Origin of the sequence: Nodosilinea sp. FACHB-131 (assembly GCF_014695395.1) — a bacterium.
In the GTDB taxonomy this organism is placed as follows: domain Bacteria; phylum Cyanobacteriota; class Cyanobacteriia; order Phormidesmidales; family Phormidesmidaceae; genus Nodosilinea.
In genome coordinates, this window is record NZ_JACJOF010000010.1 from 157,410 (window position 1) to 170,219 (window position 12,810).

Here is a 12,810-nt window from a genome sequence, read left to right on the forward strand (position 1 = left end):
CCTTAGGGTAGATGCACTAGACCCCGCCCGACGCGACAGATGCCTGTGGCTTTAATATGCACAAGCTAAATTCATAATTTGCTATGGATTTTTACGTAACTTTTTAGACTAATGCCTACGTATATTTAGCGGCATGGAGAGAAGGGGGATTGTAAAGTTGGCTTCGGCCAGGGTCCGGCTTAGCGATATGCTAAGCCTGAAGGAATTACAGTGCTATGACCACCCAATCGGTAAATCAAGCTGACCGCAAACTCTGGCTAGCGGCTATAAAGCCCCCCATGTATAGCGTTGCCATCATGCCGATGGTGGTGGGCAGCGCGATCGCCTACGCTGAAACTGGCCAATTTGACGGCGGTATTTTTGCGCTATTTCTGCTGGCGGCGGTGCTTATTTTGGCCTGGGAAAATCTCAGTAATGATGTGTTTGACTCTGAGACAGGCATTGATGTCAACAAGGCGCATTCTGTCGTTAACCTGACGCGCAATCGGCAATCGGTGTTTGCTTTAGCAAACCTGTGCTTGGGCTTAGGCATCACCGGGATTGTGGCGATCGCCCTGGTTCAGCAAGACCCCACCGTGCTGGCGATCGTCCTGCTGTGCTGTGGGCTGGGCTACATGTATCAGGGACCGCCCTTTCGTCTGGGTTACCAGGGGTTAGGGGAGGTGCTGTGCTTTTTCAGCTTTGGCCCTCTGGCCATGGGGGCGGCCTACTATAGCCAGACCCAGAGTTGGTCTTGGGGCAGCCAAATGGCGGGGGTGATAGTGGGCCTAACCACGACCCTGGTGCTGTTTTGCTCCCACTTTCACCAGGTGGAGGATGATATTGCGGCGGGCAAGCGATCGCCCATTGTGCGTCTAGGCACAAAGCGAGGGGCGGCGCTAGTGCCCTGGGTATGTGGAGTTGTGTTTGTGATCGCCGCCCTGGGCCTGATGCTTGGCCTGTTCCCCATCTGGACAGCACTGGTGTTTGGCAGCGCGCCATCGGCTTGGCGGCTAAGTCGCCACGTTACCCGCTTTCACGATCAACCCCAGCGGGTCTTCAACGCCAAATTTTTTGCCATTGGCTTTCACTTCTGGAGCGGGGTGCTGTTGAGCCTGGGCTTTTGGCTGAGCGCCTATGGGGGTTGAGCTAGCGGTTCGCCCTTACCGACGGCGGTTTGCTCAGCCGTTGCACACGGGTCACGGCCCCTGGGTATGGCGAGAGGGGTTGCTGCTGCGCCTGAGAGATAGTCTGGGGCGAGTGGGCTACGGCGAGGTGGCTCCAATTCCCTGGTTTGGCAGCGAATCGGTGGCGGCAGCCCTAGCGTTTTGCCAGGCTCAGGGGGGTGAGTGGCGATCGCAGCCCATTCCTGACGAACTGCCCGCTACCCAGTTTGGGCTAGAGTCTGCGATGGTGAATTTGATCACGGAAACTTCCATTTTTGGGCAGGAACCAGCAATTCCTGCGAATAGCTTTGCTAATGCTACAATCTGCGGCCTCCTGCCTGCCGGTGAGGCAGCGTTAAAAGTCACTCCCCTGCGCTTGACCCAGGGTCATCGCACCCTAAAGTGGAAGATTGGCGTACATCCCATTGCGGACGAAATTCACTGGTTAGGTCAGTTGGTGAAAGACCTTCCCCCCGATGCTCGGCTGCGGCTCGATGCCAATGGCGGGCTGAGTTTGGCCCAAGCCGAGCAATGGCTGGCGGCCTGCGATCGCATCAACGCCAGTCCTAATTTGGCTACTGTTGAACACCTGGAGCAGCCGCTGCCGCCCGATCAGTTAGCGGCGATGACAGCGTTAGGGGAGCGATATCAAACTGCGATCGCCCTAGATGAGTCAGTCGCTACGGTAGCTCAGCTAGAGAATTGCTGGCACCAGGGCTGGCGAGGCGTGTTTGTGGTCAAGCCTGCGATCGCTGGTTCACCCCAGAAACTAGAAGCTTTCTGCCAAAAAAATCGGCCCCGCCTTGTCTTTTCCTCTGCCTTTGAAACTGTAATCGGACGACAAGCCGCACTGGCAATTGCTGCTCGCTGTTCGTCCTCCCCAGCTCCAGCCCTGGGTTTTGGCACCCAGGGCTGGTTTGCCGACGACTGGGATACCCTCACCCCAACCGAACTATGGGACAGACTCTAAAGGCGCTACTTCAAACTCGCTGGGGCGACGATTGGCTGATCGGCCCCAGCAGTCAGGAGTTTTGGCAGCGTCTCGACGAACTTGTTCCTGTTTTTACGGCATACAAAGAATCCTGCGGTTCACATAGCCCCGCAGTCTTGATTGCCGAGCCTGATCCGCTTCAGTTTTTGGCAACCTGTCTAGCCGCTTGGGCAGAGGGCTGCACCGTGGTATTGGCTAACCCTTGCTGGGGCGATCGCGAGCGCCAGCAGCTACAAGCCCTAGTCAACCCCAAGTGGGATGCTCCCATCTCGCCAGGAATTAAGAGCTATCCTTGCCAAGTTGTGGAAAGTCAGCCGGGGCAAATTCTCATTCCCACAGGCGGCTCGTCAGGGCAGATCAAGTTTGCGGTACACAGCTGGGATACGTTGAGCGTTTCCATTGAAGGGTTTCAGACTCACTTTGGGGTTGAGGCTGTGCAATCCTACTGCGTGCTGCCGCTATTCCATGTCAGTGGGCTTATGCAGGTGCTGCGGGTGCTGGCTTCGGGGGGCTGTCTGGCCCTGCAACCCTACAGTGACCTCAGAGAGGGAAAAAGAGCTGCCTTACCCAATGGTGGGTTTCTATCGCTGGTGCCAACTCAGCTGCAAGACTTGTTGGCTTTCGGTGGTGAGTTTATCCCCTGGCTACAAAGCTTTCGAGCGGTGTTGCTGGGGGGCGCCCCGGCTTGGCGATCGCTGCTCGATCAGGCCCAAGTGGCTCAAATTCCCGTCGCTCTCACCTACGGCATGACTGAAACCGCCGCCCAGGTCGCCACCCTGCTGCCAGAGGAATTTTTGGCGGGGCAGCGCAGCAGCGGTAGGCCCCTGCCCCACGTCAATCTCACCATTCTCAACGACCAGGGCCAGCCCCAGCGATCGGGGCAAGCGGGACAGGTGATAATTCAGGCCAAATCCTTGGCTTTAGGATACCGGGGTAGTTCCAGCAAAAAGGGTTCCTCGGTGGTGGGCAGTGCCCGCCCTACGGGGGAAGAGCCCTTTGCCACCGATGACATCGGCTATCTCGATGACGAGGGCTATCTATATATTGTCGGGCGCAGCAGCACCAAGATTATTACCGGCGGCGAGAATGTGTTCCCCGAAGAAATTGAGGCGGCATTGCTAGCGACGGACTGGGTGAGTGATGCCTGTGTGGTGGGGTTGCCGTGCGATCGCTGGGGTCAGAAACTCTGTGCCCTAGTGGTTATGGATCCCCTGATGCCGCTAAAAGATCTGCCCGAGCAACTGCGATCGCTGTTGACCGCTTACAAACTGCCCAAGCAATGGATTTTGGTTAGCAGCCTGCCCAGAACGGCCCAAGGCAAACTCAGTCGGCCCCAGGCCTTGGCCCATGCCCAAAAAATTCTAGGCATGGACTGCTAAAATTCCTGACTCATTTCACGGGTTTGATCCATTGCTGCTGGCGCGCTAGCTCCAGGCTGGCGGCAGCGGTGGCAAAGATAAGCAGGCTTTCGGCAATCGCCATCGCAAAGGGCCAGCCCCGCAGGCTCACCGCCGCCGCCACATTCACTAGGGCCAACCCCCGCACCAGGCTAAAGGCCAGCACCACCCCCGCCTTCAGCTGGGAGTTCTCGTCCTGGCGCACGGCGTAGCGATAGGTGATGCCAAACAGGCCGCCAGAAAGACCCGCGATAACGGCACTGACCCAGAAGGTGCTGCCGCTGAGACCCGATGCGATCGAAGCTAGGGCTGCTCCCCAACCGAGGGATGGTACTCGATGGGCCAGTAGCAGAACTGCCGCCGCCAGCCCAGCCGCGATACCCGCGAGAACCGCCGCTTTCAGCGATTCAATTCGGTCTTCATCGGTAAACGGACGTTCTATAGACACAGTACGTTTAGAGGGCAACAGAATTGAGGCTACAGGATTGATCGCACCGCTGCCAAAATTTTCTCTAGAGTTGGGACAGAAACATCACTTTTGAGCGTAAAACCCTAAATGGTTAGCCACCGGACGCTCCCGCATTGGAATTTTGGTATGACTGGGAGCATTTAGAACCGTTGGCCTTGACCCGGTTTTAACGACTAAGGTGGATGACCCCCCGCCGTCTAAGCAGAGCGCCGTATCTACCCCAAGCTGCTTGAAGACTTCGGTCAACTCTGCCAAGGTAATGCCCTCACTATAGAGAGGCTGCTTGCCATCGACGACAGCCAACCATAGCGTGTCCCCCGTCTTGTTCGCCGCAACTGCCGTACGAGAGTAGGGCTGATCCGACTCGGGCTCACCTTTGAGGGCAACCGGGTTGTTGTTGAGGATTAACAGATCTCGGCCTGCAACGGCCTGGGCAGTACCGACCGGACATTCGCCCGTCTCCGAGATTTGGGCACGATTGGCTGGGGAAATACAGAGGGCTGGCCATTCTGCCTCAGCAGAAGCATAGGCATTGCCATTGGAAATAGCTTGGCCTACCAGCTTGACGCGATCGCCCGCGTGGGGATAAAAGTCCCAAGGAGCCTTTTCACGGAACGGATAGAAGTAATTGGCATTGATGGCCAGCTGTAGGTCAAACTCCTGCAAGAATTCTGACGTCGTCCGTGCAGTGGTCTCGCCCCGATCTTCTGTAGGCCTGCCCGGAGTAGTGAAGGCTCGGATGCCAGGGGCTGTCAAATCAAGGGTGATGAGATGAAGGATGTAGGGGCGAGGAGAAGAATGTACGCTTCGCTGATAGCTAATTCCTGGAAAAAGGGTTTGCTGAGTCAGCGTGTGAGGGGGGCGCTGAAGGCAGAGCTGTGCATATAAAATCAAAGGCAGCAACAGCACTGTTGCGACTATTAACGGCCATTGTCGTCCTACTCTTTTCAGCACGGATAGCGTATGGGTGGTTTGAATTCCCTCGATTTTAGCAATCGGGATTTACGCAACCGCTCCTTTAGGGGCAGAGACCTGAGTGGTGCTGATTTTAGAGGTTCTGATATTCGAGGCTGTGACTTTGGCCATGCCCAACTGGTGGGGGCTAATTTTGAACGCGCTAGAACAGGACAGACCCGTCGCCAAGTGTTTCTACCGCTTGTGGTGGCTGGAGCGTTTGCTTTAGCGCTTGCCTATGGACTGTCCCACATGGTCTTTGGCGCTTTAGGGCAGACGCCAGAGCAATCGGCCTGGATGTCGGTCGTCATGCTACACATCTTTTCAGGAGTGGCGGGGTTTGGTTCGGCTAGCCGCGCTTTACTTGGATGGAGTCCTAGGGTTGGTCGAGCAGGGATGTACCTATCTGGCGTGTGTTCAGCGGCGTTGGCAGGCTTTTTCTACCTTGGCAGCTACTTTGACCAGAATCTTGAGGCTGCGATCGCAGGTGCAGTTGCTGGGGCCGGCCTCGCGGTCGTCCTGAGTTTGGTGGCTAAGAAGCCCATGGGAGTGATCACTCCCGCCATGGGCGCCATTGCTGCCTATGGGTTCTCTTTTTTGATATGGACTGCGGCGATCGCCCATTTGAGCGCTAGACAGTACATCTGGGGCATTTGCTTAGGCGCTTTGTCGCTGGTCTATGTAGGGTTTGCCATCTGCTCGCTGCGGGCAGTGGGTCACGGGGTCAGCCAGCTGATTGGCACCTCGTTTCGAGGAGCCAATCTAACCAATGCTCAATTTGACCAGGAGAACTTAAAAAATACTGACTTTTCGAAAGCGATCGGTCGGTAAAGACAGTTAACGGCAAAGTTGTGGGGCGGCAGATCACCTTGAACAAGGTTTTAGTTGGATGCGGAGTAAGAGCCCTTGGTTGACGCCCCAACTCGCTCTAGCCAGCCGCGCATTTTGCCGGGGTTGAGCAGCCCGTAGGGGTCTACCTCAGCTTTGAACGCCACCTGCACCGCATCGACCTTTTTCATGCCGCCGTCCTCGAGCAGATAGGTGTGAGGGTTGGCAATTAGCGCGCCATGCTCTTCGTGGTAGCGAATAATTTCCGCCAGCCGTTCCGGGGTTGAGTAGCGCACAATTTGCAGCGCCGCCGGAATCGTGTTGCCCCCCATGCGCAGGTACTCTAGGTGCATAATCACCTCGTCGCCAAAGTATTCATAGAAGTGGCGCACCCGTTCCAGCTTCGGATCGTAGGGAAACAGAGTTTGCAGGTAGGTGAGCGACGGATCAACGCTGCGGGCGTGGAGGGTGGTGTGGTTCCAGGTGAACTCGGCCAGGGGGGCACCCTTGCTGGCCTCCAGGGACGATTTGCTGGCGGTGATGGTGCCGCCAAATTCCTTCACCAATTCCTCGAACAGCGCTAGGGAAGGCTCGGCCACCATCAGTAGCGCTGCCGCTTTGCCCTCGGGCAGGTAGGGTTTCAGCGACGCAAAATAGCTGGGGATCGGCCAGGCGTGGATGCTGATCAGCTTTTTGATCAGCCCGTCGGCATCGCCCAGGGCTTGGCCAAAGTGGGCAGCGGTCATAAAGTCGTCAAAGGCCACAATTACCTCCGCCCAGGGGTAGGCCGGGCCGAGGGAAATTTCTAGCTCGGTAATAATGCCGTTAGTGCCGTAGGCGTGGTTGACCTTTTGCACCGTGTCGCCGCGCAGCTCGATCACCCGAGGATTGTCTTCGAAGGTGACCACGCGCACGGCGTTGAGGTTGCCGCGATCGCGCAGCTGTCCGTAGGTAATTGAGCCAATGCCGCCGCTGCCGCCGCCAATAAACCCGCCAATGGTCGCCGTGCGGTAGGTCGATGGGTACATCCGCAGTTCCCACCCGGTCTCGCGGGTGACTTTATCGATCGCCGCCAGCTTGGCCCCCGGCTCCACCCAGGCCACCCCTGGCTCTACCCGCTTCACCGCGTTCATTTTGCTCAGATCCAGCACCACTCCACCCTCTAGGGGAATGCACTGGCCGTAGTTGCCGGTGCCCGCCCCCCGCACAGTGACCGGCACTCGCGCCTCGACGCAGATCTTGGCTACCGCCAGCACGTCGGCTTCGCTGGTAGGGCGCACGATCAAATCGGCCACCCGGTCGGCTAGCTGCCCTTGCAGCACCGGGCTGAAATAGTAGTAGTCCTTGGAGAGTTTCTCGCGCTGGTTGGGGTCGCGAATAGTTTCGATCGCGCCAAAGGCTTGGGCTAGAGCATCCCAATCGGTAGCGGGGCGAGCCAGGGTCATAGGCGAGTCAACCGGTAGAAAATTGCTGTTGCTAGTGTAAGGTGCCGGTCGGGTGGCTGATCTGTATAGAAGAGTGCGATCGCCGCCACAACCCATTGCCCTACAAGCAGAGGGCCAGGGCAGCTTTCTACCCTGGCCCCCTGTGAGTGCAATCGCTGTCAGCGCCTAACGCTAAACAGCGGGGATCGAGCCATCGTTGTAGCGACGCAGGTTCGCGCCTAGCAGTCGGAGCTTGCCCTCTAGGTCATCGTAGCCGCGATCGAGGTGATGCAAGCCCTGGATAGTGGTAATGCCCTTGGCCGCTAGACCGGCAAGCACTAGAGCCGCCGAGGCTCGCAGATCGGTAGCCAACACCGGTGCGCCGGAGAGCTGATGAACGCCTTTAATGATGGCGCAGTTACCGTTGAGGCGAATGTCGGCCCCCATGCGGTTGAGCTCGGCCACGTGGCGCAGGCGGTTTTCAAACACCGTTTCGGTGATCAGGCTGCTGCCCTCACAGACCGCCATTAGGGCCATAAACTGGGCCTGCATATCGGTGGGGAAGCCTGGAAACGGCCCGGTTTGGATATCGGTAGGGGTAATGGTGTGGGAGGGTACGTAGCGTACGCGGCTGGGGCCATCGACCACGACCTGCCCGCCAATTTCTTGGAGCTTGGCAATTACGGCGGTGAGATGCTCAGGAATTACCGGATGTAGGCTGATTTCAGAGCGGGTAATAGCCCCGGCCACCAATAGGGTGCCGGCCTCAATGCGATCGGGAATGATGCCGTAGTCGGTGCTGTGCAGGCTGGGCACCCCAACAATTGTGATGGTGTTGGTGCCAGCGCCGCGAATCCGGGCCCCCATGGCTCGGCAGAAATTGGCCAGGTCGGTGACTTCAGGCTCTTGGGCGGCGTTTTCAATAATGGTTTCGCCATCGGCCAAGGTGGCGGCCATCATCAGGGTTTCAGTGGCCCCCACGCTGGGGTAGTCGAGGTAAATCTTGGCCCCTTGCAAGCGTCCGCCGCTGCCGGGGACGTAGGCGTGCACGGTGCCGTGCTCAATGTGCACATCGGCACCCATTGCCTGAAGCCCGCGCACGTGGAGTTCTACTGGGCGGGCCCCAATGGCGCAGCCGCCGGGCAGGGGAATGCGCGCTACCCCCATGCGAGCCAGCAGTGGGCCGATGACGAAAAAGCTGGCTCGCAGACGGCTGACCACGTCGTAGGGCGCTTTGGTGTGAGCAATAGTGGTGGCGTCTACCACTAGAGCATCGTCTTCGCGCTTGAGGCCTACCCCGAGGGCGGTGAGCACCTCTCCCATGCGCTCAATATCCATCAGGTGAGGAATATTGCGAATACGGCAGGGCTGTGAGCAGAGCAGGGTACCGGCCATCACTACTAGGGCAGAGTTTTTGGCCCCGCTGATGGTGGCTTGGCCTCTTAGGGGAGTACCGCCGGTAATTTCAAGGACAGCACCATCCGCTTCGGCAGCGGCTACAGGATTAGGTAAACCAATGGACGTAACGATAGCGGTGTCCTCCACGACTAATAACTCCACCTTTTCCCAAATTTCGTCTAGATCCTACTCGAAATCATCAATTTCGCCACAGTAGTCAAGACTTATTTGCCGGGCTTGGCCACATCAGGATAGCTGATTCACTTAAAATCACGAAATCTTTTTTCAAAGGCTTGACTCTGTCCGCAACTCAGTGCATGATTACAAATCGCGGCGGTAATAACGCCCGGCCAGCGGAACTGGCGGAATTGGTAGACGCGCTAGGTTCAGGTCCTAGTGTTAGCAATAATGTCCGGGTTCAAGTCCCGGGTTCCGCATCTCATAGTCGACAACGACAGTCAAACGGTTAACCAGGGGATGATGTCATGCTTACGAGCCTGCAAAATCCCCTGGTTAAACTTTTTAGAAAGCTGCACCAGGCCAAGGCGCGGCGATCGCAGGGCCAATTTCTTCTAGAGGGCACCCACCTCATCCAGGAAGCCCTCGCCACCAGCTATCCGATTGAAATTGTTTGCTATACCCCTGCTTGGCAGCAGGCCCATCCCGATTTGGCACTGTCCCTAGAACAGCGGGCTGAGCGGGTCGAACTCGTATCGGACGCGCTGCTCGAAGGCATAGCCACGACCCAGCATCCTGACGGGGTCGTGGCGATCGCCCCCCAGCTCCTCCGCCCCCCCAACCTCGACGTTCAGGGCATCGGGCTAGCGGTAGAAACCCTTCAAGATCCCGGCAATTTGGGCACGGTCATCCGCACGGCGGTAGCGGCGGGGGTTGATGGCCTATGGCTCAGCGCCGACAGCGTAGGCCCCGATCACCCCAGGGTGCTGCGAGCCTCGGCAGGTCAGTGGTTTCGGCTACCCCTAGCGGTGGTGGATAATTTGAACTCTCTATTCACAAGCTGGAATCAGGCCGGGGTACAGCTGGTGGCCACTAGCTCCTACGCCACCATAGACTACTGGGCGGTGGATTTTACCAAACCCACGGTGATTGTGCTGGGCAATGAGGGGGCCGGGCTGTCAGCAGATCTTCAGCGTCAGGCCACGGTGCAGGTGCGTATCCCGATGGCCGGAGCCGTAGAGTCGCTCAATGTGGGGGTTTCGGCGGCGCTGCTGCTCTATGAGGCGCGGCGGCAGCGGGAGTGGGCGAGTAGGCGAGTGGGCGAGTAGGCGAGTGGGCGAGTAGGCGAGTGGGCGAGTAGGGGGGTGAGGCAATGTCTAGTTTTGAGTTCTGAATTTTGAATTGCCACCCATCACCCATCTACCCCATTACCCATCTACCCCATCACCCTCCCCGGCTTGTCTGATTGCTCTCGGTGGTCAAGAATGAAAAGAAACTTCGTTTGTCGTAGCATCCATACTCTACGACCCCTGTCTCTAGCCCGCGTTTGCCGCTAGGCTGAGGGCAGAATCCTCCCACGACCTAGCTTGAATCGACCCTGTTTGGATTATTGGATTACCTGTTCAGGAGCCTGCTGTGAGCGACGCATTTGATTACGACCTGCTGATTATTGGTGCTGGGGTAGGGGGCCACGGGGCTGCTCTGCACGCGGTGAAGCGGGGGTTAAAGACGGCTATTGTTGAAGCCGATGTGATGGGGGGCACCTGCGTGAATCGGGGCTGCATTCCCTCTAAGGCGCTGCTGGCAGCGTCGGGCCGAGTGCGAGAGCTGCGCAACGAACACCACCTCAAGTCCCTTGGCATTTCGGTGGGCAATGTCACCTACGATCGCGAGGCCATTGCCGACCACGCCAAAAACCTGGTCAGCAAGATCCAGGGCGATATGACCAACAGCCTCACCCGGCTGGGGGTCGATATCATTAAGGGCTGGGCACGGCTGGCAGGGGAGCAGAAGGCGGCGATCGCTACCCCCGACGGCGAAAAGATTGTTACGGCCAAAGATATCATTCTGTCGCCCGGCTCGGTGCCCTTTGTGCCCCCCGGCATTGAGATCGACGGCAAAACCGTCTTTACCAGCGACGAAGCCCTGAAGCTTGACTGGCTGCCCGACTGGATCGCGATCATTGGTAGCGGCTACATCGGCCTAGAGTTTTCGGATGTCTACACGGCCCTGGGCTGCGAAGTCACCATCATCGAAGCCCTGGATCAGCTGATGCCCACCTTCGACCCCGACATTGCTAAGATCGCCCAGCGAGTGCTAATTGCCCCCCGCGACATCGAAACCCGCGCTGGGGTGATTGCCCAAAAGGTCACTCCCGGCTCGCCGGTGGTAATTGAGCTCGCCAATCGCGAAACCCGTGAAGTGGTTGAAACCCTGGAAGTGGACGCCTGCCTGGTCGCCACGGGGCGCATTCCCGCCACTAAGGATTTAGGGTTGGAGAAGGTAGGCGTCGAAGCCGATCGCCGGGGCTTTATTCCGGTGGACGATCACCTGCAAGTGCTGCGGGACGGCCAGCCCGTACCTCACCTATGGGCGATCGGTGACGCCACCGGCAAAATGATGCTGGCCCACGCCGCCTCAGCCCAGGGCATTCTCACCGTAGAAACTATCTGCGGCGAGCCGCGCCAGATCAACTACCTCAGCATTCCGGCGGCGGCCTTTACCCACCCTGAGGTCAGCTTTGTGGGGATGACGGAACCCGCTGCCAAAACCCTGGGCGAGGCCGAGGGGTATGCCATTGACACCGTGAAGACCTACTTTAAGGGCAACTCTAAGGCCCTAGCCGAGGGCGAGGGCGACGGGCTCGCCAAGGTGATCTACCGCAAGGACACCGGCGAAATTCTCGGCGCTCACATCATTGGTATGCACGCGGCGGATCTGATTCAGGAAGCGGCCAATGCGATCGCCAACGGCCAGACCGTAACCGAATTGTCGTTCTGTGTCCATACTCACCCCACCCTCTCGGAGGTGCTCGACGAAGCCTTTAAGCGAGCGGTGGTAGTCTCGGCCTAGGCGCTTATGTAGGGTGGGCATTGCCCACCATCTGCCCCAGCCCGGCTTTAGGCGGGTAAGACTAGGGGCAGGAATAGTGCTATCGGCCGGACAACAAGTTTACGGTCTGATGATGCGCTCAAAAGATGGTGAGTGGTGTCCCACCCTACAATTTAGAAACTGGTAGTTAACCCAGACAGGGGTGGGCAATGCCCACCCTACCGTTCAAGATCGCCCATATCAAACCCCAAAGATGAAGATTCGCCGCCGCCCTCCCAACCCCGCTGTTGCGGTCAAACACTTGCAATACCAAATCAAAGTGGACGATGCCGAACCCCAAAACATCCTAGAAGAAATCGTTTGGCAGAAGGAGACGGAGGTCGCTCAGCTGCGGGAGCGCCTACCCCTGGCCGATTTGCAGCGACAGGTGCTCGATGCCCCCCCGCCCCGCGACTTTGTTGCCGCTCTGCGCGACGGTCGCACCACGCCAGCGCTGATTGCTGAGGTGAAAAAGGCCTCTCCCAGCCAGGGGGTAATGCGGCCTGACTTTGACCCGGTAGCGATCGCCCAGACCTACGCCGCCCACGGAGCCACCTGCCTCTCGGTGCTCACCGACAAGACCTTCTTTCAGGGAGACTTTGACTACCTGACCCAGATTCGGGAAGTGGTTGACCTGCCGCTGCTGTGCAAAGAGTTCATCATCTACCCCTACCAAATGTATCTGGCTCGGTCTAAGGGGGCCGACGCGGTGCTGCTGATTGCCGCCATTCTCTCTGACCAAGATCTGGTTTACTTTGCACAGATTGCCAAAGCGTTGGGGATGGCGGTGCTGGTTGAAGTTCACACCTTGGAGGAGTTAGATCGGGTGCTGGCGGTGCCGAATCTGGCGCTAATTGGCATCAACAACCGCGATTTGGAAACCTTTACCACCCGCCTAGAGACCACCGCAGAGCTGATTGAGGTGCGGCGTGAGGCCCTGGCCGCCAGCAATGCTCTGCTGGTTAGCGAGTCAGGTATTCACACCCCGGCAGACCTGCGGGCGGTAACAGCGGCTGGTGCGGCAGCAGTGCTAGTGGGCGAGTCGCTGATTCGTCAGCCTGACCCAGGGCTAGCCATTGATCAGCTTTATGAAAAAAATACGGACTAGATACTGAAGTCTTTAACGACTTCCTGGTTTAATCAACAGATCTCACCC

11 protein-coding genes and 1 tRNA gene are annotated in these 12,810 nt (G+C 58.0%); 8 read left to right on the forward strand and 4 right to left on the reverse strand.

From position 1 onward, the window contains the following. The first annotated feature begins 215 nt into the window (after positions 1-215). Genes menA through H6F75_RS06010 form a run of 3 tightly spaced genes read left to right on the forward strand, consistent with a single transcriptional unit; the run spans position 216 to position 3,515 of the window. Positions 216-1,127: a 2-carboxy-1,4-naphthoquinone phytyltransferase gene (gene menA / locus H6F75_RS06000; protein ID WP_190750209.1), complete on the forward strand. Its 912-nt coding sequence runs from the start codon at positions 216-218 to the stop codon at positions 1,125-1,127. Then, complete coding sequence (locus H6F75_RS06005) at positions 1,117-2,115, forward strand: o-succinylbenzoate synthase (protein WP_190750211.1); 999 nt, start codon at positions 1,117-1,119, stop codon at positions 2,113-2,115. Before menA ends, H6F75_RS06005 begins: the two co-directional genes overlap by 11 nt. Further along, positions 2,100-3,515: an AMP-binding protein gene (locus H6F75_RS06010; protein ID WP_190750213.1), complete on the forward strand. Its 1,416-nt coding sequence runs from the start codon at positions 2,100-2,102 to the stop codon at positions 3,513-3,515. Before H6F75_RS06005 ends, H6F75_RS06010 begins: the two co-directional genes overlap by 16 nt. Before the next feature lie 10 nt (positions 3,516-3,525). Here the strand turns inward: H6F75_RS06010 and H6F75_RS06015 are convergent, their stop codons facing one another. Both H6F75_RS06015 and H6F75_RS06020 read right to left on the reverse strand, forming a co-directional pair. Then, complete coding sequence (locus tag H6F75_RS06015; RefSeq protein ID WP_347710613.1) at positions 3,526-3,981, reverse strand: hypothetical protein; 456 nt, start codon at positions 3,979-3,981, stop codon at positions 3,526-3,528. An 84-nt stretch (positions 3,982-4,065) separates the two neighbouring features. After that, the gene (locus H6F75_RS06020) at positions 4,066-4,758 is read right to left on the reverse strand and encodes a phosphodiester glycosidase family protein (protein ID WP_242019732.1); all 693 of its coding nucleotides are present in this window, start codon (positions 4,756-4,758) and stop codon (positions 4,066-4,068) included. 207 nt (positions 4,759-4,965) lie between these two features. On the opposite strand from H6F75_RS06020, the gene H6F75_RS06025 reads away from it, so the two are divergent. Beyond that, positions 4,966-5,787 carry a pentapeptide repeat-containing protein gene (locus H6F75_RS06025; protein ID WP_206754673.1) on the forward strand — a complete coding sequence of 274 codons (822 nt, stop codon included), beginning with the start codon at positions 4,966-4,968 and terminating at the stop codon, positions 5,785-5,787. 50 nt (positions 5,788-5,837) lie between these two features. Here the strand turns inward: H6F75_RS06025 and H6F75_RS06030 are convergent, their stop codons facing one another. Continuing rightward, positions 5,838-7,229, reverse strand: coding sequence for an FAD-binding oxidoreductase (locus H6F75_RS06030; protein WP_190750219.1), 1,392 nt, complete (start codon positions 7,227-7,229; stop codon positions 5,838-5,840). Between the two features lie 171 nt (positions 7,230-7,400). Next, the gene (gene murA, locus H6F75_RS06035) at positions 7,401-8,753 is read right to left on the reverse strand and encodes a UDP-N-acetylglucosamine 1-carboxyvinyltransferase (protein WP_347710614.1); all 1,353 of its coding nucleotides are present in this window, start codon (positions 8,751-8,753) and stop codon (positions 7,401-7,403) included. A gap of 206 nt (positions 8,754-8,959) precedes the next feature. Here murA and H6F75_RS06040 point away from each other — a divergent pair. The 4 genes from H6F75_RS06040 to trpC all read left to right on the forward strand — a co-directional run bounded on the left by H6F75_RS06040 (position 8,960) and on the right by trpC (position 12,762). Next, positions 8,960-9,043 (forward strand) — tRNA-Leu (locus H6F75_RS06040). Between the two features lie 48 nt (positions 9,044-9,091). Then, a complete protein-coding gene (locus H6F75_RS06045; RefSeq protein WP_190750221.1) occupies positions 9,092-9,892 on the forward strand; it encodes an RNA methyltransferase in 801 nt (266 codons plus the stop codon). Positions 9,893-10,199: 307 nt separating this feature from the next. Further along, positions 10,200-11,636, forward strand: a complete 1,437-nt coding sequence (gene lpdA, locus H6F75_RS06050; RefSeq protein ID WP_190750223.1) for a dihydrolipoyl dehydrogenase — start codon at positions 10,200-10,202, stop codon at positions 11,634-11,636. A 232-nt stretch (positions 11,637-11,868) separates the two neighbouring features. Next, positions 11,869-12,762: an indole-3-glycerol phosphate synthase TrpC gene (trpC, locus tag H6F75_RS06055; protein WP_190750225.1), complete on the forward strand. Its 894-nt coding sequence runs from the start codon at positions 11,869-11,871 to the stop codon at positions 12,760-12,762. Positions 12,763-12,810: the final 48 nt, after the last annotated feature.